The organism is Chromobacterium sphagni (assembly GCF_001855555.1).
Lineage (GTDB): Bacteria > Pseudomonadota > Gammaproteobacteria > Burkholderiales > Chromobacteriaceae > Chromobacterium > Chromobacterium sphagni.
The window spans coordinates 13,298-33,836 of sequence record NZ_MKCT01000011.1; the positions used below are offsets into that span (position 1 = coordinate 13,298).

At 62.3% G+C, this 20,539-nt stretch carries 14 protein-coding genes and 1 pseudogene; 11 read left to right on the forward strand and 4 right to left on the reverse strand.

Annotated elements, in window-relative coordinates:
- Positions 1–6: 6 nt before the first annotated feature.
- From BI344_RS07135 to BI344_RS07145, 3 genes are read left to right on the forward strand one after another with little or no spacing between them, the layout of a single operon-like run.
- The gene (locus tag BI344_RS07135; RefSeq protein WP_071112290.1) at positions 7–3,693 is read left to right on the forward strand and encodes a response regulator; all 3,687 of its coding nucleotides are present in this window, start codon (positions 7–9) and stop codon (positions 3,691–3,693) included.
- Positions 3,690–5,390 carry a chemotaxis protein CheB gene (locus BI344_RS22760; RefSeq protein WP_083338866.1) on the forward strand — a complete coding sequence of 567 codons (1,701 nt, stop codon included), beginning with the start codon at positions 3,690–3,692 and terminating at the stop codon, positions 5,388–5,390. The genes BI344_RS07135 and BI344_RS22760 overlap by 4 nt, the downstream gene beginning before the upstream one ends.
- Positions 5,387–7,840 carry a response regulator gene (locus BI344_RS07145; protein ID WP_071112291.1) on the forward strand — a complete coding sequence of 818 codons (2,454 nt, stop codon included), beginning with the start codon at positions 5,387–5,389 and terminating at the stop codon, positions 7,838–7,840. Before BI344_RS22760 ends, BI344_RS07145 begins: the two co-directional genes overlap by 4 nt.
- A gap of 1 nt (position 7,841) precedes the next feature.
- On the opposite strand, the gene BI344_RS07150 is transcribed toward BI344_RS07145, so the two are convergent.
- Positions 7,842–8,603 (reverse strand): 3'(2'),5'-bisphosphate nucleotidase CysQ, encoded by a 762-nt coding sequence (locus tag BI344_RS07150; RefSeq protein ID WP_071112292.1) that lies wholly within the window; start codon positions 8,601–8,603, stop codon positions 7,842–7,844.
- Between the two features lie 149 nt (positions 8,604–8,752).
- On the opposite strand from BI344_RS07150, the gene BI344_RS07155 reads away from it, so the two are divergent.
- Entirely contained in the window at positions 8,753–9,448 is a 696-nt protein-coding gene (locus tag BI344_RS07155; RefSeq protein ID WP_071112293.1) for a VIT1/CCC1 transporter family protein, read from the forward strand.
- Between the two features lie 24 nt (positions 9,449–9,472).
- Here BI344_RS07155 and BI344_RS07160 read toward each other — a convergent pair whose 3' ends face one another.
- Together BI344_RS07160 and BI344_RS07165 are read right to left on the reverse strand one after the other, a co-directional pair.
- Entirely contained in the window at positions 9,473–10,096 is a 624-nt protein-coding gene (locus BI344_RS07160) for a hypothetical protein (protein ID WP_071112294.1), read from the reverse strand.
- Positions 10,097–10,245: 149 nt separating this feature from the next.
- Positions 10,246–11,097, reverse strand: a complete 852-nt coding sequence (locus BI344_RS07165; RefSeq protein ID WP_071112295.1) for an alpha/beta fold hydrolase — start codon at positions 11,095–11,097, stop codon at positions 10,246–10,248.
- Positions 11,098–11,339: 242 nt separating this feature from the next.
- On the opposite strand from BI344_RS07165, the gene BI344_RS07170 reads away from it, so the two are divergent.
- The 5 genes from BI344_RS07170 (at position 11,340) to BI344_RS07190 (ending at position 17,932) form a co-directional block, all read left to right on the forward strand.
- The gene (locus BI344_RS07170) at positions 11,340–11,717 is read left to right on the forward strand and encodes a PRC-barrel domain-containing protein (RefSeq protein ID WP_071112296.1); all 378 of its coding nucleotides are present in this window, start codon (positions 11,340–11,342) and stop codon (positions 11,715–11,717) included.
- Positions 11,718–11,878: 161 nt separating this feature from the next.
- Positions 11,879–13,960, forward strand: coding sequence for a catalase (locus BI344_RS07175; protein WP_071112297.1), 2,082 nt, complete (start codon positions 11,879–11,881; stop codon positions 13,958–13,960).
- Between the two features lie 395 nt (positions 13,961–14,355).
- Positions 14,356–14,949 carry a PAS domain S-box protein gene (locus BI344_RS22765; protein WP_206600342.1) on the forward strand — a complete coding sequence of 198 codons (594 nt, stop codon included), beginning with the start codon at positions 14,356–14,358 and terminating at the stop codon, positions 14,947–14,949.
- Between the two features lie 30 nt (positions 14,950–14,979).
- Positions 14,980–17,553: a chemotaxis protein CheB gene (locus BI344_RS07185; protein ID WP_071112299.1), complete on the forward strand. Its 2,574-nt coding sequence runs from the start codon at positions 14,980–14,982 to the stop codon at positions 17,551–17,553.
- A gap of 169 nt (positions 17,554–17,722) precedes the next feature.
- Positions 17,723–17,932: a hypothetical protein gene (locus BI344_RS07190; RefSeq protein ID WP_071112300.1), complete on the forward strand. Its 210-nt coding sequence runs from the start codon at positions 17,723–17,725 to the stop codon at positions 17,930–17,932.
- Positions 17,933–18,070: 138 nt separating this feature from the next.
- Here the strand turns inward: BI344_RS07190 and fabI are convergent, their stop codons facing one another.
- Positions 18,071–18,856: an enoyl-ACP reductase FabI gene (fabI, locus tag BI344_RS07195; protein ID WP_071112301.1), complete on the reverse strand. Its 786-nt coding sequence runs from the start codon at positions 18,854–18,856 to the stop codon at positions 18,071–18,073.
- Between the two features lie 215 nt (positions 18,857–19,071).
- Here fabI and trxA point away from each other — a divergent pair, with 215 nt between their 5' ends.
- Entirely contained in the window at positions 19,072–19,398 is a 327-nt protein-coding gene (trxA, locus tag BI344_RS07200) for a thioredoxin TrxA (protein WP_071112302.1), read from the forward strand.
- Between the two features lie 125 nt (positions 19,399–19,523).
- Positions 19,524–20,539: pseudogene (gene rho / locus BI344_RS07205) on the forward strand (transcription termination factor Rho); the annotation flags it as partial.

A 20,539-nucleotide genomic window follows, 5' to 3' on the forward strand; every position in this document is an offset into this window, starting at 1 on the left:
GAAGGCATGAAACTCACTGTCGGCAAGAATATGGCGCTGTTGGTGGCCACGGCTCTGTTGGGGCTGGCCCTGTTGACCGGTTTGGAGCAGTTTCTGATGGAGCGGGTCTACGATGGCGCCAATTTCGGCAATGTCAACGCCGTGCCCAGCCTGAGGGTGCTTGGGAATTTGCGGCGCAGTTTTCAGGAGCTTTGCGTCCAGGCCAGCCGCCACGTCTATGCCACCGACAAGAAAGATCGGACTCAGGTCGAGCTGCAGATCCAGATCGCCAGGAACAATGTCAGCAAGGCAATCCGCAATTACGAAATCGATGGCTGTTTCGGCACCAACTGTTTCGCCGATGAAACCGACAAGACCGATCTGGAGAAGGAAAAGCCGGTGTGGGCGCAGTATCAGGCCAGGCTTGACGCCATGCTGGCTGAGGCTGGCAAGGACGGACAGAACATGGTCAAGGCGCGCGACATGGTATTGGCGATGGATCCGCTATCCGACCAGATGCTGAAGCTGATAGACGAGCATATCGACTACAACATTTTGATCGCCAAGAAATTTTCCGACGAGGCGGTGGCGACCAAGCGCAACGCCATCCAGCTGACGCTGGTGATCTGCGCCATCATGCTGGGGGTCATCGCGCTGCTGGGCTACTGGACCAGCCGCTCCATCCTGGGCCAATTGGGCGGCGAGCCCAGCGAGGCGGCCCTGATCGCCGCCAAGCTGGCGGAGGGCGATCTGTCCAGCGAGATCACGCTCAAGCCCGGCGATACCAACAGCCTGATGGCCAGGATCAAGATCCTGATGGAAACGCTGGAGCAACTGGCCAACCGCGCCTACGCCATCGGCCAGGGCGACCTGAGCGAGGAAGTGAAGCTGGTGTCGCAAAAGGACAGGCTGGGCATCGCCATCAACGAGATGATACGCATGCTGCGCGGCGCCCGCGCCGAGGACGAACGCCGCAACTGGCTGAAGGACGGCTACAGCCAGATATCCACCGCGCTGACCGGCGATCTGACCACCGAGCAGTTGGCCGATTCCGCCATCGGCATGATAGGCCGCTATCTGGATGCCGGCCGCGGCGTGTTCTACCTGTACCAGGAGGCCGAGCAGGCGCTGGTGCTGATCGGCAGCTATATGTATACCGAACGCAATCACATCGGCGCCAGCTTCGCGCTGGGCGAGGGCGCGGTGGGGCAGGTGGCGCGCGAGCGAAAGCCCATCATCCTGGAGGTGGCGGCGGAGGAGGTGGCCCCCATCATTACCGGCACCATGATGGCGCTGCCGCGCTACACCTATACCTATCCGCTGCTGCATGAAAAGGAGCTGGTCGGCGTGATCGAGCTGTCTAGTTTCGAGCGTTTCGACGACAAGAAGCAGGAATTCCTGGCCAATGTGGGCGGCATGCTGGCGTCTTTCCTGTTTGTCGCCGAGCAGCGCGTCCATATTCGCAAGCTGCTGGTCGCCAGCGAGGCGTCGGAGAAGGAAATGCGCCAGCAGAGCGAACAGCTGCGCGAGAGCAACGCCAGGATGGAGGAGCAGCAGCAGCAGTTGCAGCAGCAAGCCGAGGAGATGCAGCAGACCAACGCCCAGATGGAGGAGGCGCAGCAACTCTTGCGCCAGCAGACCGAGGAGCTGCAGCAGACCAATGCGCAGATGGAGGAGTCGCAGCAGCAGCTGGAGCAGCAGAATCTGGAGCTGGAGACCTCGCGCCGCCAGCAGGAAGCCAAGGCCAAGCAGCTGGATCAGGCCAGCCAGTACAAGTCGGAGTTCCTCGCCAATATGTCGCACGAGCTGCGCACGCCGCTCAACTCCATCATCCTGCTGTCGAAGATGATGGTCAGCGACGAAGACGGCAAGGTCGCAGGCGAGGCGCTGAAGTGGGCGCAGGTGATACACCGCTCCGGCGAGGACCTGCTGCGCCTGATCAACGACGTGCTGGACCTGTCCAAGGTGGAGGCGGGCCGCATGGATGTGCACCTGTCGCCGGTGCGCAGCAAAGACTTGTGCAGCGAACTGCAGGGCATGTTCGAGCATGTGGCTCGCGACAAGGGCCTGAGTTTCGTCGTCGAGGACGCGCTGCAGCGCGAATTCGTCTCCGATCCCGACAAGCTGTCGCAGATCCTGCGCAATCTGCTGACCAACGCCATCAAGTTCACCCGCAAGGGCAGCGTCACCTTCAGCCTGAGCCATCATCCGGACCAGCCGATGCCCATCCGGCTGAGCGTGCGCGACACCGGCATCGGCATACCGGAGGAAAAGCGCAACGTGATCTTCGAGGCCTTCCAGCAGGCGGACGGCTCCACCTCGCGCGAGTTCGGCGGCACCGGCCTGGGCCTGACCATCAGCCTGCGCTTCGCCCAAATGCTGGGCGGCACCATCGAGTTGCAGAGCGTGCCGGGCGAGGGCAGCGAATTCATCGTGCTGCTGCCAGACGCCGTAGAGGCCGCCGAAGCGCCGGCGCGCCGCCCGTCCGAAGCGCGCGCGTCCCTGGACGCGCCTAGGGACGATAGGGAGACGGTGCGCTCCGGCGACCGCATCATCTTGCTGATAGACGACGACCCGGTATTCGGCCAGATGCTGGTGAGCATGAACCGGAGGCTGGGCTACAAGACCCTGGTGGCCCATGACGGGGCCAGCGGGCTGGCGCTGGCCGGCCAGTACCGTCCGCACGGCATCCTGCTGGACCTGGGGCTGCCGGACATGGACGGCAGCCAGGTGCTGCACGAGATCAAGACCCGTCCCGCGCTAGCCAATCTGCCTGTGTACATCGTCTCCGCGCGCGACCGCGACGAGGCGCTGCTGCAACAGGGCGCCATCGGTTTCCTCAGCAAGCCCGCCGACGACCATCTGTTGGCGGCGGCGGAGGCGACGCTGATCCGCGCGGTGGGCAGCAAAGGCGGCGAGCGCATCCTGGTGGTGGAGAATGGCGGCATCGATGGCGCGGAAGTGCAGTCGCTGCTCGGCAAGGGCGGCGGCGCCGTCGTGGCTGCCGCGCCCGGCGCCGACTGGGCGTCGCTGTTGCGGCAGGAACCCTGCCAGCTGGCCATCGTCGATCTGGGAGCGGACCCGGTGGCCGACGCGCTGGCGATCGCGGCGGCGCTGCGCGAAGCCGATCCCGCCATTTCGCTGGTGTTCTACGCCGGCAGCCATCCCAGCGACGAGGAGGAGGCGGCGCTGCGCGCCTATTCCGATTGCGTGATCGTCAAGACGCCGCAGGCCGGCCAGCGGTTGATGGAGAATGTGGAACGCTTTTTGCAGGACGTGCCCAGGCAGCATGCGGCGCTGAAGACGCCGCCGGCCAGCGGCGACGGCAAGTTGTTGTCCGGCCGGCAGATACTGGTGGTGGATGACGATCCGCGCAATCTGTTCGTGATCACCGCCGCGTTGGAGCGGCACGGCGCCAAGCTGTTTTCCGCTGTCAACGGTCGGCGCGCGCTGGAATTCCTGCCGCAGCAAAAGGTGGATCTGGTGCTGATGGACATCATGATGCCGGAAATGGACGGCTACCAGGCGATCGCCGCCATCCGCGCCGATCCTGCCCTGGCCGGCATTCCGGTGGTGGCGATCACCGCCAAGGCCTTGCCGGCGGAGCGGGAAAAGATACTGGCTACCGGCGCCGACGACTACCTGTCCAAACCGGTGGATTACGATGTGCTGGTCGCCAGGGTGGCGCAGTGGTGCGGGGGGCGGAAGGCATGAGCGTCAATGTTCAGCGGCAGGGGGAGCTGTGCCGGGTGGCCATCTTGGGCAAGCTGGGCGCCGCCGAGGACCGCGCCGCCTTGCTGGAGCTGCTGCGCGGCGCGCCGGAGGACATGCTGGAGCTGAGCTTCTACGATGCCGATCTGCTGGCGGCGGAGCTGATGGTGGCGTTTGCCGCCAGGCTGGACGCGGGAGGGCGCTTGAAGATCATCGCCTATCACGCGTTGCTGGCGCATAGCCTGATGCGGCTGGGCTTGCCGGTGAGCCAAGTGTCCAGCCAGCCGCCGGCCTCCGAGGAGAGGCCACCGCTGCGGGCGCTGGCCTTGGCCGGCTCCGCGTTGAGCCTGGAGCGCATCCTGAGCATCGTCGAGCATCTGCCGCTGTCGGACGCGGTGGTGTTCGTCGCCCAGCATGTGCAGGAAAACCAGATCAATCTGCTGGATCAGCTATTGAAGACACGCACCGAGTACAGCGTGCTGATGCCGCAGCACATGGAGCCGGTGCGGCCCGGCACGCTGTACGTGGCGCCGCCCGGCCACCACATGCGGGTGGCGCATGGTTTTGTCTACCTGACCCGCGACCGGCAGATCCAGTTTGCCCGTCCGTCGATAGACGCGTTGTTCGAATCGCTGGCCGGCGAGTACGGCGACGGCGTGCTGGCGGTGCTGCTGTGCGGCTATGGCCATGACGGTGTCGACGGCTGCGCCGCATTGCGCGCCGCCGGCTCCTGCGTGATCGTCGAGGACGGCGACGAATGCGCGCCGGCGCGGGTGATGCCGGATGCCGCCCGCAACGCCAGCCATTACGATTTCATCATGAAGCTGCCGGCCATCGCCAGCGCCGTGGTTGCGACGATGGCCGGCGATGAGGCCAGGCCGGAGGGGAAACTGCTGGAGCTGTTCCTGCAGGCGCTGGTCAGCCATTACGGCTACGATTTCCGCCATTACCAGCGCGAAAGCCTGCAACGGCGCATCCTCAACCTGATGACGCAGTTCAATCTGCGCAATTTCGCCGAGTTTCAGCGCGCGGTGCTGTCCGACGCCGCGCTGTTCGAGCGGCTGTGCGCCGAGCTACCGGTGGGCGTCACCAGTTTTTTCCGCCATCCGGCGCAGCTCAGGCAGCTGCGCGAGGAGGTTCTGCCTTATCTGGCCAGCTTCCCGATGATCAAGCTGTGGTCGGCCGGCTGCTCCACCGGCGAAGAGGCGTATTCGCTGGCCATCATACTGGACGAGCTGGGCCTGTTGGACCGCAGCCACCTGTTCGCCACCGACCTCAATCCCTATCTGCTGGAGCTGGGCTCCAGCGGCTTGTTCCCCAGCGGTCCGCTGGCTGTCAATCGCGAGCATTACCTGGCCAGCGGCGGTCCCCGCTTGTTCGATGCCTACCTGTCCGGCAACGGGCGGTTTCTGGCGATAGACGACAGATTGCGGCAGCGCATCCTGTTCCACCGCCATTCGCTGACGGACGAGGGCATCTTCAACGAATTTCAGCTGATCCTGTGCCGCAATGTATTGATCTATTTCGATGCAGAGCTGCAGCGCCAGGTGCTGCGCCGCTTCGCCCGCTCGCTGCACGCCGAGGGCTTCCTGGCGCTGGGGCCGCAGGACGGGTTGCACCGGCTGGCGCTGGACGAAGGTTTTGAGCCCTGCCGCAGCGGCAGCTACATCTACCGCGTCAGCCGGAGCGCCGCGGCATGAGCGGGCCATTTGCCATCCTGGTGGTGGACGACAATGAAAGCAACCGGGTCACGCTTCGGGCGCTGCTGTCCCGCCTGCGCGATTGCGAAGTGTTGGAGGCGGGCTCGGGCGAGGAGGCGCTGCTCAGGACGCTGGAACACGATATCGATCTGATTCTGCTGGATGTGCAGATGCCGGGCATGGACGGCTTCGAGACCGCCAGCCATTTGCAGATGACCGAGCGCACCCGCGGCATTCCCATCGTCTTCGTCACCGCCATCTTCAAGGCTGAGGAGTTCATCGGCCGCGGCTATGGCCTGGGGGCGGTGGATTACTTGATGAAGCCGTTGGACGACAACCTGCTGCTGAACCGGGTGCGGCTGTACCAGACCCTGCACGACCGCGAGGCCGCGCTGCAGAAGCGCAGCCAGGCGCTGCAGGAGGCCAACGGGCAGCTGCAGCTGGCGCTGGACGAACTGCAACGGCAATCGGTGGCGCTGGCCGAAACGCGCGACGCGGCCGAGGCCGCCAACCGGGCCAAGAGCGAATTCCTGGCGGTGATGAGCCATGAAATCCGCACGCCGCTCAATGGCGTGATAGGCATGGCCGACCTGCTGCTGAGCACCAGGCTGGACCAGCGCCAGCTGCACTATGTCAATGTGGTGCACCGTTCCGGCGAAAGCCTGCTCAGCATCATCAGCGACATCCTGGATTTTTCCAAGATAGAGGCCGGCAAGTTCGAGCTGGACCGGCAGCCGTTCAGCCTGAGCCTGCTGGTGGAGGAGATTGTCGAACGGTTGGCGCCGGTGGCTTACGGCAAGGGGCTGGAACTGTTGTGCGCGCAGCCGACGGCATCGGTGGACGTGATAGGAGACAGCAAACGGCTGGGGCAGGTGCTGACCAACCTGATCGGCAACGCGATCAAGTTCACCGCGTCGGGACAGGTGGTGGTCCGGGTGGAACTGGCGGCGGAGGATGAACAGGAAACGGTTTGCCGGATCAGCGTGGAGGATACCGGCATAGGCATCACGCCGGAGCAGCAGTGCCGGTTGTTCCAGCCCTTCACTCAGGCCGACAGCTCCACCACGCGCCGCTTTGGCGGCACCGGCCTGGGCCTGGTGATCTCGCAGCGCCTGATCGGCATGATGGGCAGCCGCATCGATCTTTCCAGCCAGCCGGGCGTGGGCACCGAGTTTCATTTCCAACTGCGCCTGCCGCGCGGTCCGCAGACCCAGCCCCACCAGCCGGCGGAGCGGCTGAGTCGGCTGCATGTGCTGATCGTCGACGACAACGCCACCAATCTGGAAATACTGGAACGGCAGCTGGCGGACTGGCATTGCCGGGTGTGCGCCGTGCTCAGCCCGCTGCTTGCGTTGGAGCGGTTGGCGGAGAGGGAGGGCGGGCAGGCGTTCGATCTGATCCTGTCCGACATGATGATGCCCGAGATGGATGGCCTGATGTTCCTGTCCCGCGCCCGCCAGCAATTGGGCGAGGCGATGCCGCCCGCCATCATCCTCAGCTCGGCGGCCGACGATTTCCAGCAATTGAACGACGCCGCCAGCCTGGCGCGGCAGGTGCTGACCAAGCCGGTGCGGCGCTCCGACCTGTACAACGCGCTGATCCAGGCGCACGAGCCCGGCGCCAGGCCCGCCGGCAGCGAGCTTGCTAGCGAGCAGCGGATGGCCAGGGCTTTGAATGGGCATGTGCTGCTGGTGGAGGACAATCTGGTCAACCAGGAAATGGCGCTGGCGATGCTGCAGAACATGGGTTGCAGCGCCAGGCTGGCCGGCAACGGCGAGGAGGCGCTCAGGCTGCTTGACGAAGAAAGCTTCGACCTGGCGCTGATGGACTGCGAGATGCCGGTGATGGACGGTTGGCAGACTACCCAGGCCATACGCCTCAGCGAGCAGGGAGGGGATGCGCATCTGGTCATCGTGGCGCTGACCGCCAACGCCGGTCTGGGCGACAAGGAGCGTTGCCTGCAGGCCGGCATGGACGATTATCTGGCCAAGCCTTTCACCCAGCGGGAATTGGCGGCGACGCTGAAACGCTGGCTCGCGCCGGGAGGCGAGCCGGAGCCGGAAGGGAGCTCGGGCGAGGCCCATGGGGCCAATGGCGACTGGATCGATCCGCAAGTGTTGGCGTCCATCCGCGACATCCGCGCCGGGCTGCTGCCCAGAATGCTGGAAGCCTGGCTGCAGGAGTGCCCGGGCATTCATGTCGCGGTCCACGAGGCGGTGAAGAGCGGCGATGGCGGAGCCTTGTTCCGCACCGCGCATTCGCTGAAGAACAGCGCCAGCAGCGTGGGCGCCTTGCCGCTGGCGTCGCTGTGCGCCACGCTGGAGCAACTGGGGCGGGCGGCGGATCTATCGACGGCGGCCAGCCTGATCGATCAGTTCGACCAGGCTTTCTACTATTCGATGGAGGCGCTGAAGAAGCTGCTGGCTGCCAATCCGCCGGCGTCCGGCTGACTCATGGTTCGAGCGATTCGCGCAAGGCCTGGGCGATGGCCGACAGCAGCGTCGGCGCCAGCTCGCGCCGGCAGATCAGCAGGTCCGGCATGAACGGGTCGGCCTGGTTGTAGCGGCAGGGGCCGCCGTCCAGGCGCGAGGCGTGCAGGCCGGCGGCCAGCGCCACGCCGACCGGCGCGCAGGAGTCCCATTCGTATTGCCCGCCGCTGTGCAGATAGGCGTGGGCCTCGCCGCGCAGCACGGCCATCGCCTTGGCGCCGGCCGAGCCCATGGGAATCAGTTCCGCATCCAGTATCTGAGCTACGCGCCCGGCAATGGCCGGCGGCCGGCTGCGGCTGACCAGAATCCTGACTGGTTCCGGCGGTGCATCCGCCAGCGCCGCAGCCGCGGTGGAGAACAGTAGCCCCAGGGCGGGTAGCGCCACGGCGCAGGCCGTCGGCCGGCCGTCTTCGGTCAGCGCCACATGCACCGCCCAATCGCTGCGGTCGCGGTCCTGTTCGCTGTATTCGCGGGTGCCGTCCAGCGGATCGATGATCCAGACCCGCCGCTGGTCCAGCCTGCGATTGTCCGGCGCCGACTCTTCCGACAGCAGGCCGTCGTCGGGCCGGGCCTCGCGCAGCAGGTGCGATATCAGCGCGTCGGACTTGGCGTCGGCCAGCGCGCCCAGCGCCTGGTCGCCGGCGGTGTTTCCTTGCCGCAGCAGGTTCAGCAGCGTGGCCGCCCGGGCGGCGATGTCGGCGGCAAGCTGGTGGTCGTCGGGCATGTATGGAGTCTTGTCGGGTGGTTTGGGGGCGGGTTTAGTGATACACCGGATTTCGCGCCGCGGCAATCTGGCCGCTGCCGGCAACAGCTATCATGAGGCTGTGGCGATGCCGGCAATCGTCGGCAGGCTACTCGCACAGGAGGCAGAGCATGCTGCAAGGCCACCGGGAGCGGCACCGCACCAGCCGGATAGGCTGGCTGCGCGCCGCGGTGTTGGGCGCTAATGACGGCATCGTTTCCATTTCCAGCCTGATTGTCGGAGTCGCCGCCGCGAATGGCAGCCACGGCAATGTATTGATCGCCGGAGCGGCCGGTCTGGTGGCCGGGGCGATGTCGATGGCCACCGGCGAGTACGTATCGGTGCATTCGCAGGCGGATATCGAGCGGGCCGAACTGGAAGTGGAACGGAAAGAGCTGAAGGCGAACGAAGAGGCCGAACATAATGAGCTGGCGGCGATCTACGTCCGCCGCGGCCTGGATCCGGAGTTGGCGCGGCAGGTCGCCGTGCAATTGATGGCGCATGACGCGCTGGACGCGCATGCCCGCGACGAGCTGGGGATCGTGGAGGCGTTCAGCGCGCGTCCGCTGCAGGCCGCGCTGGCCTCGGCGGCCAGCTTCACCGTCGGGGCATCCTTGCCCATCGCGGCGGCGGCATGGTCTTCTTCGGCAAGCCTGGTGCCCTGTGTCGCAGGGGCATCGTTGTTGTTTCTGGCTCTGCTGGGCGGCCTGGCCGCCTGGTTTGGCGGCGCGGATGTTTGGACGGGCGCCATGCGCGTCACGTTCTGGGGCGCGCTGGCGATGGTCTTGACCGCAGGCGCGGGCGGCTTGTTCGGGCTGGTTGCCTGAGGCTGAGCGCGGCCTCCATATTCCTTATCGCGGCGGGTTTCGCGCCGCGGATTCGCCAGCCGCCGGAGCGGAAGCGGACAGCGACTCGCCAATCCGTTTTTTGACCCACTCTCTTTCGGCGATGCCCCGGGTTTGCACGATCAGCACCGCGTCGCCTGTCCGCACGGCATCCATCATCAATTCGGAAAACCGGCCCTGCGCGCGCTGCGGGCCATTCAGCGGGGCGTTGCTCTCGGCTCCGGTGACGGCTCTCAGCAGACCGCCCAGGCTGGAGAACCAACCCAGCGCCGCGAGCGGGGCCACTGCCTGGCTGGTGACGAACAGAGCGAGGTCCGGCGCCCACAGCACGATGGTGCCGGCGATGCCTGCGCCGCTTCCCAGCATCGTGTCGCCGACATGAGCGGCCAGCATGCTTCTGATGGCCTGATGGTCGGGGCCGGCGACGCCTGCCGGCGGCGGAGAATGCACGATATCGACCTGGCTGGCGGCAATCCCGTCGGCGATCAGCTGCCGGCGGATGTCGTCCGCTTCTTCCCTGCCGGGGTAAATCGCCGCGATTCTGCAACTGGCGCTCAGCGGATGCCCGCTGGCGCTGCTGTGGACGCCGCCTTGTCCGGTGGCGGCCTGCTGTTCAATCAGCGTGGTCATGATGATCTCCGGTGCGCCGGTCGGCCTGTTGCGGCCAGGCTTCTTGCGAAGGGTGGGAGTCGAGGCATGCGGCTATCGTTGACGGCTGCGTTTTTGCGTTTTTGCGAGATGCGTCCGCGTCCCCTTTCCGGGCCTTGCGCGCGAGGCGGCTATGCCTCGGCCTGGCATGTCCGTTTGGGGCCTTCGCGCAGAAAGCCGACGACATCTTTGATCAGCCGGTCCTTGTGGCTGAAGAGCACCCCGTGCGGCGCATTGTCGTATTCGATCAAGGTGGCCTGGGCGATCTCGTTGGCGGTCCGGCGGCTGCTCTTGTCGAAGGGAACGATCTTGTCGGCGTTGCCGTGGATGATCAGCGTCGGCATGGTGAAGTCGGCCAGGTCGCGGCGGAAGTCGGTGCTGGAAAAGGCCTGGATGCAGGCGAGGGCGGGCCGTAGGCCGGCCTGCATCGCCATACTGCGGCACCAGTCGATCAGTTCCTTGCTTACCAGGTGGGACACCAGGCCGATGCCGAAGAAATCCTTGAAGAAGCCGCTCCAGAATTGGGTGCGGTCGGCCTCGATATCGGCGGACATCTGATCGAACACATATTGTTCGACGCCATGGGGGTTATCGTCGGTTTTCAGCAGGAAGGGCAGGATGGAGGAAATCAGCACTGCCTGCGTAATCCGCCGGTCGCCATGGCGCGCCAGGTAGCGGGCCACCTCACCGCCGCCCATCGAGAAGCCCAGCAATGCGGCGTCCTGCGCGGACATTTGTTCTACCACCGCCGCCAAGTCGTCGGCGAGGGTGTCGTAGTCGTATCCGCTCCAGGGCTGGTCCGAGCGACCGAAGCCGCGGCGGTCGTAAAAGATCGCGCGCATGCCGGCATCGGCGATGGCCATGGCCAGGTCGTCAAAGCTGTCCGCGGACAGCGGCCAGCCATGCGCCATGATCACGGGCCGCCCTTCGCCCCAGGTTTTGACATGCAGGCGGACGCCATCTGTGGTGGTGATGTGGTTCATGATCTTCCTTCTTGTGGTGGAGGGGGCGGTGCATGCGTGCCGGCTGCGCCCCAGTGTCGGCATGTGCCGTTTTAGCGGCGGTCGTCGTCTAGGGTCTGTACGTTGTCGCACTCAAACGCGCAGGAAGGGTGTTTCACTACGGCAAAGCGCGCTACCGCACAGACGCCAGATGCCTGGCCTGGTTAGCGTGGTCTTGACGCCGAAGGCGGCATTGGCGAGGCGGCGGCAGCAAGGAGACAGACATGGACTACACGGAGCGGGATGTTTATGGCATATGCCGGCCAAGGGGCAAGTCCGGCGCCGTGACCGCGCCCGAGCTGGTGGGCGCCGATGCGCTGATCGGCAGCGATATCTACAGCCAGCAGAACGAACTCGTGGGCGTGATCAAGGAGATCATGCTGGACAGGCAAAGCGGCCGCGTCGCGCATGCGGTGCTGTCGATAGGCAATCCGGATATTGGCGAGACGCTGTTCAACGCGCCATGGCGCGCCTTCATGTTCGATGCGGCGCGTAAGCGTTGGGTGTTGAACGTGGAGCAGATGGGTCTCGAATCCAAGCAGAAACCGTCGCCTGGCGCAAGCCAGGCTATCGATGGCGACAGCGGCGGCGGGTACGACTGAACATGCCGCCGGACACGTAAACGGAGCCTCCCGCTCCAAATCAGGCAAAGATACGCACCGGCTGGCGGGCAGATTGATCGGTTTGCGCGCGTTTCCCTGGTCAGGCCGATGCAGGCAGCGGGCAGGCCACGATTCAACCGGCAGCGATCAGGTGAGCGAATATGAGCAAACAGATACCCTCGGCGGAGGTCTCGCCGGACGGATACCAGGGCGATGGCGGCGAACTGCATCAATATGCGCAAAGGGCGCATCCGGTGCTGAAGACCAATCAGGGGCTGCCGGTTTCCGACAATCAGAACTCGCTGCGCGCCAATCTGCGCGGTCCCTCGCTATTGGAGGACTTCATCCTGCGCGAGAAGATCAGCCATTTCGACCATGAGCGCATCCCGGAGCGCATCGTGCACGCGCGGGGTTCCGGCGCCCATGGCTATTTCGAGCTGAGCCATTCGCTCAAGCCCTATACCACGGCAAAGATCCTGACCGAGGTGGGGGAGAGGACGCCGCTGTTCGCCCGCATGTCCACCGTGGCCGGCGGCTCCGGCTCCGCCGACACTCCCCGCGATGTGCGCGGCTTCGCCATCAAGTTCTATACCCGGCAAGGCAACTGGGATCTGGTTGGCAATAATATTCCCGTTTTCTTCATTCAGGACGCGATCAAGTTCCCCGACCTCATCCACGCCGTCAAAATGGAGCCGGATCGCGGTTTCCCGCAGGCGGCCACCGCGCATGACACCTTCTGGGACTTCATTTCCCTGACGCCGGAGGCCATGCATATGGTGATGTGGATCATGTCGGACCGCACATTGCCGCGCTCGCTGCGCATGATGGAAGGCTTCGGCATCCACAGCTTCAGGCTGATCAACGCCGCCGGCCAGTCCACCTTCGTCAAGTTCCATTGGCGGCCCAAACTCGGCTTGCAATCGACAACCTGGGACGAGGCCTGCAAGATCGCCGGCGCCGACCCCGACTTCCATCGCCGCGATCTGTTCGAGGCGATTTCCACCGGCCATTTCCCGGAGTGGGAGTTTTCGGTGCAGTTGTTTAGCCAGGAGGAGGCCGACCAGTTTCCCTTCGACCACCTCGACGCCACCAAATTGATTCCCGAGGAGCTGGTTCCGCTGCAGCCGGTCGGCCGCCTGGTGCTGGACCGCTGGCCCGACAATTTCTTCGCGGAAACCGAGCAGATCGCCTTCTGTCCATCGCATCTGGTGCCGGGAATCGACTTCTCCAACGATCCCCTGCTGCAGGGCAGGCTGTTCTCCTATCTGGATACCCAATTGTCGCGGCTGGGCTCGGTCAATTTCCATCAGATTCCGGTCAATGCGCCGCAGTGCCCGTTTGCCAATCAACAGCGCGACGGCCGCATGCAGGCGTCGGTGCCGCGCGGCAGGGTGGCGTATGAGCCCAGCACGTTGGAAGGCGACTCGGCGCGTGAGTCGTTCTCCAGGGGATTCCAGACCGCGGAGGTCAGCGAGAGCGGCGACAAAGGGCGGATCCGCGCTGGCAGCTTTGCCGATCACTATAGCCAGGCCCGCCAGTTCTATCGCAGCCAGATGTGCTACGAGCAGGCCCATATCGCCTCTGCGCTGGTGTTTGAACTGTCCAAGGTCGGGCACGCGCATGTGCGGCAGGCGGTAGTGGGCCATTTGCGCCATATCGATGAGGAACTGGCGCGGCGGGTGGCCAGCGGCCTGGGCTTCGTGGTGTTGCCGATGCTGCCCCATGCTACCGAGCCGGTGCGCGACTACCCGCCGTCGCCGGCCTTGCAGACCATAGGCAAGATGAAGGACAGCCTTGAGGGGAGGCGGGTCGGAATCTTGGCGGCGGACGGAAGCGATGGCCGGACGATCGAAGCGCTGCGCCTGGCGGCGAGCGAGTCCGGAGCCGAAGTCAGGGTGGTGGCGGCCAGGATCGGCCAAATCAGATTGTCCGATGGCTCCTTGCTGAGGATTGATGGCCCGCTGGCCGGCATGCCGTCGGCGTTTTTCGACGCGGTGGCGCTCGTGCTGGCGGAGGACGCCGCGGAGCGGCTGTCTTGCGAAGCGGCCGCCATCGACTTTGCGCGCGACGCTTTCGCCCATCTGAAAGCGTTGGGGGTCGATGGCGGCGGTTTGCTGTTATTGCAGAGGGCGGGTATCCAGCCCGATGCCGGAGTTGTCGCGGCCGACAATGTCGCCGCCTTTGTCGCACAGGCCAAAACCCGGCAATGGGAGCGTGAGCGGACGCTGCGAAACCTGGCCTGACGCGGTGCGATTCCGGCCTGCGCGGCGTGGCGCCGGCAATGTTGGGGAGATGCCCCGCCATTCGCCGGCCAACGCGTCGCCCGCCGCACCCGCTCGGGTGGCTTTACGCGCTTGAGCCCGCGCGTCCATTGATCCGATCTATCATGCCTCAAGACTTGCAGGTATGATATCTATGCAGGGCTGGCTTATAATTGTAAAGCGAGCTACAAACACACCATCCTTCAGGGCCGGGGTAGCCAAATCCCCGCATGGTCCATGCTGGGCAGGCCTCCTGTAGCGCATGTTTTCAACGGCCGCCGCATTTCCTCGACCACCGGGCAACATGTTCACGTCCATCTCCAGACGGATTTGGCTGGCTCTCATTCATGCATGATTTTCAAAGGCATATCCATTCAATGAGCAATTCATCGAGCTGGATGAAAAAACGGACATTGCAGCGGGAAAATGCCGAAGCGATGGTAGCGGGTTTGTTTTCTGAGAGTTCCACTGCCGAGCCCGCTGGGTTCCTGATGCATGAGCTTCTGGTTCATAAGATCGAATTGGAGGCGCAAATCATCGAACTGCAAAACAACAACGCATTGGTGGAATTCATGCGTGACCAGTATGCCGATCTTTACGAAGCCGCTGCCGCCGGTTTCATTTCGACAGACTCGAAAGGGATAATCACCGAGATCAACAAGCCAGCCTGCGATATTCTTGGCGCCGACAAGATCAATCTCATTGGCATGTCGGTCAACCGTCTGATATCAGGCGCTGATCAAAAGCGCTGGCTGCTGTTTTTCGAAAGCGCGCTCTATGCCAAGGAGCATGCAGGGAAAAGCATCATCCTGGCACTGAACTCACCGCGGCCGACTCCGCGGATGGTGCATGTGGACTGCGAAAGAAAGTACTTGGTCGGAACCGGCGTGGCCTTGCGCCTGATCTTGACCGATTACGACAAGATCAAGCATGCCGAAGCCGAGATGCTTAGCCACTCGATTGAACAATAACAGGTACATAGTATTGATGATGGTGGATCGATGAGTTCCATTCCGCAGGTAGTATCGCCACAGTCCACCCCGGAGCCGAGTGCGGGTTTGGGTTCGATTGGTTTCCCGATTGTCGGCATCGGATGCTCTGCCGGAGGACTGGAGGCGCTGAAGAAATTCCTGGCCCACGTTCCGGAAAAGAGCGGGCTGGCATTCATCGTTGTCCAGCATCTGGCCCCCACGCCGACGCATATCAGCATGCTGGCGGATATCCTGCAACACAACACCCCGATGCTTGTGCTGGAGGCGGCGGACAATTTGCAAATCCTGCCCGACCATGTTTACGTTGCGCCGCCGCGGCAAAACGTTTCCGTGGCGAACGGTCGTTTGAGTCTGAGCGCCGAGCAGAGCGTGGGACTGCGGCTGCCCATCGACTATTTCTTTCAGACGCTGTCGGAAGCGCTGCGGGAACAGGCAGTTGGCATTGTTCTTTCCGGCATGGGAGGCGATGGCACTCAGGGATTGTTCTCCATTCGCAAGAAAGGCGGCTTGTGCCTTGCCCAGGAGCCTGCCACTGCCGGGTTCGACAGCATGCCGCTTTCGGCCATCGCCACCGGAGCCGTGCAGATCATCGCTCCGCCGGAGCAACTGCCGGCGCTGCTCATTCATTGGCTGAAATATTCAATGAACAAGACTGAATACCCATTAGGCATCGTGCTGGACAATCAGGAATACTTTCGCAAGATCATCGCGCTGCTGCATGAACACTGCCATGCCGATTTTTCGCTTTACAAGATCAATACCCTGACAAGACGAATTGAAAGACGGATTGCCCTGCATAAAATGGATGACATTGCCGATTATGCGCGCTATCTGAATGCCAATCCTCAAGAGCTTGCCCTGCTTTACAAGGAATTGCTGATAGGGGTAACCAATTTTTTCCGCGATCCTGAAATCTGGAAGTGCTTGCACGACGATGCTTTCCCCGCATTTTTCTCCCGCTATCCCGAGGGGAGGAAGCTGCGCGCCTGGGTGGCGGGTTGCTCAAGCGGCGAAGAGGCCTATTCTCTGGTCATTTCTTTCAAAGAGGCGGCAAGGCTGCTCGATTCGGATGCGGAGTTTTCACTGCAAGTGTATGCGACCGATCTGGATCCCGACGCCATTCACCGAGCCAGAAAAGGGTTTTTCAGCAAGAAAATAAAAAGCGATATTCCTTTGGAGTATCTGGAGCGATACTTCATAGAGGAAGATGATGGATATCGGATAAAGAAGGAAATTCGCGACTGCATCGTATTCGCCACGCAAAATGTCATTTCGGATCCACCATTCACCAAGCTGGATATTCTGTCTTGCAGAAACCTTTTGATATATTTCGACGCAAAACTGCAGAAAAGACTGCTGTTGCTGTTTCATTATGCCTTGAATCCGGACGGGATCCTGATGCTTGGCAATGCAGAGTCTCCCGGGCAGCTATCCCAGCTCTTCTCTCCGATAAAAAGCAAGTGTCGATTATTTCTGCGTCTAGATCAAATGCTGTCCTCGTCGGAATTGACATTCCCGAGCAAATCGTTGGAGAAAAACAATATGAATGCCACGCCTACGCCCTCCAAGGAAACTTCTGAGGCTGAAAGCATAGGTCCGCAGATAGATCAACTGATCCAGCAGAATTATGCGCCGGCGGCTGTTCTGGTCAATCCTGACGGAGACATCATGTACATCAGCGGCCGCACCGGCTCCTACCTGGAGCCGGCGGCAGGGAAGGTCAATATCAATATCCACGCAATGGCCCGGCCAGGCTTGCGGGAAGCCTTGACCGGAGTGGTGAAAAGAGCCTTGCAGAGTCCGCTGCCCCTTCAGGTCAAAGGCATTACGATTGAAGAAGGCAATAGCAGCAAGGTGGTGGATGTGACCGTGCATGCGATCCAGGCGCCGGAAACGCTGCGCGGCCAAGTGTTGATCGTGTTCCACGATGTTGTGCAGAACAAGTCGAAAAGAAGAAGGAGCGCAACCGTTTCCCGAGATGAGCATCAGCAACTGGAACGGGATCTTTTGCAGGCTCGCGAAGCATTGCAGTCAATGGATGAGGAGATGCGTTGCTCGATGGAGGAGTTGAAGTCGGCCAATGAGGAATTGCAATCGATGAACGAGGAGCTGCAATCGACCAATGAGGAGCTGACGACCTCGAAAGAAGAAATGCAATCGATGAATGAAGAGCTGCAGACGGTGAATGCCGAACTGCAGTCCAAAATGGAAGATTTGTCCGAGGCCAGAAACGACCTGATGAATTTGTTGAACAGCACCGAAATCGCAACCATTTTCCTCGATGGCGAGCTGAAGATCAGGCGCTTTACCTCACATGTCACCACGCTGTTCAAGCTGATCCAAAGCGATATTGGCCGGCCGTTGTCGGATATTGCCAATAGCCTTGATTATCCCGGGCTGAGCCAGGATGCCCAGGCGGTGATTTGCACGCTGGCCTTCCAGGACAAGCTGATCCGTGCAACGGATGGCCAATGGTACCGCGCGCGAATCATGCCTTACCGCACCCAGGAAAATGTGATAGACGGCATTGTAATAACCTTTACCAATATCAGCGAAATTCGCGAGTTGGAGGCCAGAAATTAACTGTCGAGCCAATCCATCGTTTCCGCCATGGCGAAACACGGCTGCCATATGAATTTGCAGGTTTTATTCTTTATGGGTGCGATGGCGTACATACTCTGCGCCGACGGGGATTCACTCTTTCACGGTGCGACAGCTTTTGGGGCGTCGCCGTGTTCGGGGAGTCATCACCATGGTCAATTCCGTTGAGGGAATCCAAGCCGATGCCAGTCCTCATCCGATATCCAAGGAGATTGTGCCCGCCAGCGCCAAAAGCGATTTCCATGGACTGATCAGCCTGGTGCAGATGCGCTATGGCCTCACTCGCGATGAGGCGGAGAAGCAAGTCCGGATATTTCTGGAAACCTGCGAATCGGGACCTGCGGATTTGACAGACGTTTGACACGCTCTCGGCCAGACGGCAAGTCCGAGCCGAAAGCTCCCGGCGCAAACCAAAAAGCCCCGGAGGCGTCCGGGGCTTTTGATCGGGAATACGGTCTGCCGGCAGTGGAAGCCGGGCGCAAATCCGCCGCTGGACAAATTATTCCGGCACGTTCAGCGCGTTGACGCTGTAGCCGGCGTCGACGTAGGTGATTTCGCCGGTGATGCCGGACGACAGGTCGGACAGCATGAAGGCCGCGGCGTTGCCCACCTCTTCGGTGGTCACGTTGCGGCGCAGACAGGCCTGGCTCGACGCCATGTTCAGCAGCTTCGAGAAGCCGGAGATGCCGGAAGCGGCCAGGGTCTTGATAGGGCCGGCGGAGATGCCGTTGACGCGGATGCCTTCCTTGCCCAGGCTGGCGGCCATGAAACGCACCGACGCCTCCAGGCTGGCCTTGGCCAGGCCCATCACGTTGTAGTTGGGGATGGCCCGCACCGCGCCCAAGTAGGACAGGGTGAGCAGCGAGGCTTTGCGGCCCTGCATCATCGGTCGCGCGGCCTTGGCCAGCGCCGGGAAGCTGTAGGACGATACATCGTGGGCGATCTGGAAAGCTTCGCGGCTGAGCGAATCCAGAAAGTCTCCTTCCAGCGCTTCGCGCGGCGCGAAGCCGATCGAATGCACCAGGCCGTCCAGGCCGTCCCATTCCTTGGCCAGGTTGACGAACAACTGGTTGATCTCGTCGTCGTTCTGCACATCGCAGCGGAATACCAGCTTGGAGCCGAAGTCGGCCGCCATTTCACGCACACGATCCTCCAGCTTGTCCACCACATAGGTGAACGCCAGTTCGGCGCCTTGCCGGTGACAGGCTTGGGCAATGCCGTAGGCGATGGAGCGATTGGAGATCATGCCGGTGATCAGAATTTTTTTGCCTTGCAGAAAGCCCATTTGGAGTCCTTCTCATGTAAACAGTGGGGCATTATACCGAATGATGGCGATTTTCCGCGCATGTCGATTGGGGCCGCGGCGCGGCCGGCCCCGATGGCCGGCTGAAAACCCCTTCGGGCGCGGGGATGCCAATCTTGGCCTATCCGGTTGCCGGAGGCGCTGCCGCTTGTTACCATCGGGAATTAAGCAGGCTTGAATCCATAAGCGAGGAAATCATGAGCGATCTCATCCACCATGTAAGCGATAACTCTTTCGAACAGGAAGTTCTGCAATCCGATCTGCCGGTGCTGGTTGACTACTGGGCTGAGTGGTGCGGCCCGTGCAAGATGATCGCCCCGATCCTGGACGAAGTCTCCAAGCTGTACGAAGGCCGTCTGAAAGTGGCCAAGCTCGACATCGACCAGAATCAGCAGACGCCGCCGAAATTCGGCATCCGCGGCATCCCCACCCTGATGATCTTCAAGGACGGCCAGGTCGTGTCCACCAAGGTAGGCGCGCTCACCAAGAGCCAGCTGACAGCCTTCGTTGACAGCAACATCTAAAGCGTCTATTCTCCACGCACAATCTTCAAGACGGGTGGCATAAAAAAGCCGCCCGTTTCGTTCCCACTTCCACACCCTCAAATTAGCGTTCCGCCTAATGTTACCGAGTCGACCTCACGACCGCTATGCACTTATCTGATCTCAAACATCTTCACGTTTCCGAACTCGTTGAAATGGCAATTTCCAACGAGATAGACGGGGCCAGTCGGCTGCGCAAGCAGGATCTGATTTTCGCGCTTTTGAAAAACCAGGCCAAGAAAGGCGAGAGCATCTTCGGCGAGGGTACGCTGGAAGTGTTGCCGGACGGCTTTGGCTTTCTGCGCAGTCCGGATACTTCGTATCTGGCGGGGCCGGACGACATCTATGTCAGCCCTTCGCAGATTCGCCGTTTCAACCTGCACACCGGCGATTCCATCGAGGGCGAAATCCGCACCCCGAAGGATGGCGAGCGATACTTCGCGCTGGTCAAGGTGGACAAGGTAAACGGCGAGGCGCCCGAGAATTCCAAACACAAGATCCTGTTTGAAAACCTCACCCCGCTTTTCCCCACCGAACAATTCAAGCTTGAACGCGATATCCGCGCCGAGGAAAACATCACCGGCCGCATCATCGATCTGATCGCTCCGATCGGCCGCGGCCAGCGCGCCTTGCTGGTGGCGCCGCCGAAGTCCGGCAAGACCGTGATGCTGCAGCATATCGCCCACGCCATCACCGCCAATCACCCCGACGCGGTGCTGATTGTGCTGCTGATCGACGAGCGTCCGGAAGAAGTGACCGAAATGCAGCGCTCGGTGCGCGGCGAAGTGGTGTCTTCCACCTTCGACGAGCCGGCGACCCGCCACGTGCAGGTAGCCGAGATGGTGATCGAGAAGGCCAAGCGCCTGGTCGAGCACAAGAAGGACGTGGTGATCCTGCTGGACTCGGTCACCCGTCTGGCTCGCGCCTACAACACCGTGGTGCCGGCTTCCGGCAAGGTGCTGACCGGCGGCGTGGACGCCAACGCGCTGCAGCGCCCGAAGCGCTTCTTCGGCGCCGCCCGCAACGTGGAGGAAGGCGGCAGCCTGACCATCATCGCCACCGCGCTGATCGACACGGCAGCCGCATGGACGACGTGATCTATGAAGAGTTCAAGGGCACCGGC

Excerpts from the sequence above, each read along its gene's own strand:
- BI344_RS07135 (WP_071112290.1), top strand. The coding sequence starts at position 7 with ATGAAACTCACTGTCGGCAAGAATATGGCGCTGTTGGTGGCCACGGCT.
- BI344_RS22760 (WP_083338866.1), top strand. The coding sequence starts at position 3,690 with ATGAGCGTCAATGTTCAGCGGCAGGGGGAGCTGTGCCGGGTGGCCATC.
- BI344_RS07145 (WP_071112291.1), top strand. The coding sequence starts at position 5,387 with ATGAGCGGGCCATTTGCCATCCTGGTGGTGGACGACAATGAAAGCAAC.
- BI344_RS07150 (WP_071112292.1), bottom strand. The coding sequence starts at position 8,603 with ATGCCCGACGACCACCAGCTTGCCGCCGACATCGCCGCCCGGGCGGCC.
- BI344_RS07155 (WP_071112293.1), top strand. The coding sequence starts at position 8,753 with ATGCTGCAAGGCCACCGGGAGCGGCACCGCACCAGCCGGATAGGCTGG.
- BI344_RS07160 (WP_071112294.1), bottom strand. The coding sequence starts at position 10,096 with ATGACCACGCTGATTGAACAGCAGGCCGCCACCGGACAAGGCGGCGTC.
- BI344_RS07165 (WP_071112295.1), bottom strand. The coding sequence starts at position 11,097 with ATGAACCACATCACCACCACAGATGGCGTCCGCCTGCATGTCAAAACC.
- BI344_RS07170 (WP_071112296.1), top strand. The coding sequence starts at position 11,340 with ATGGACTACACGGAGCGGGATGTTTATGGCATATGCCGGCCAAGGGGC.
- BI344_RS07175 (WP_071112297.1), top strand. The coding sequence starts at position 11,879 with ATGAGCAAACAGATACCCTCGGCGGAGGTCTCGCCGGACGGATACCAG.
- BI344_RS22765 (WP_206600342.1), top strand. The coding sequence starts at position 14,356 with ATGAGCAATTCATCGAGCTGGATGAAAAAACGGACATTGCAGCGGGAA.
- BI344_RS07185 (WP_071112299.1), top strand. The coding sequence starts at position 14,980 with ATGAGTTCCATTCCGCAGGTAGTATCGCCACAGTCCACCCCGGAGCCG.
- BI344_RS07190 (WP_071112300.1), top strand. The coding sequence starts at position 17,723 with ATGGTCAATTCCGTTGAGGGAATCCAAGCCGATGCCAGTCCTCATCCG.
- fabI (WP_071112301.1), bottom strand. The coding sequence starts at position 18,856 with ATGGGCTTTCTGCAAGGCAAAAAAATTCTGATCACCGGCATGATCTCC.
- trxA (WP_071112302.1), top strand. The coding sequence starts at position 19,072 with ATGAGCGATCTCATCCACCATGTAAGCGATAACTCTTTCGAACAGGAA.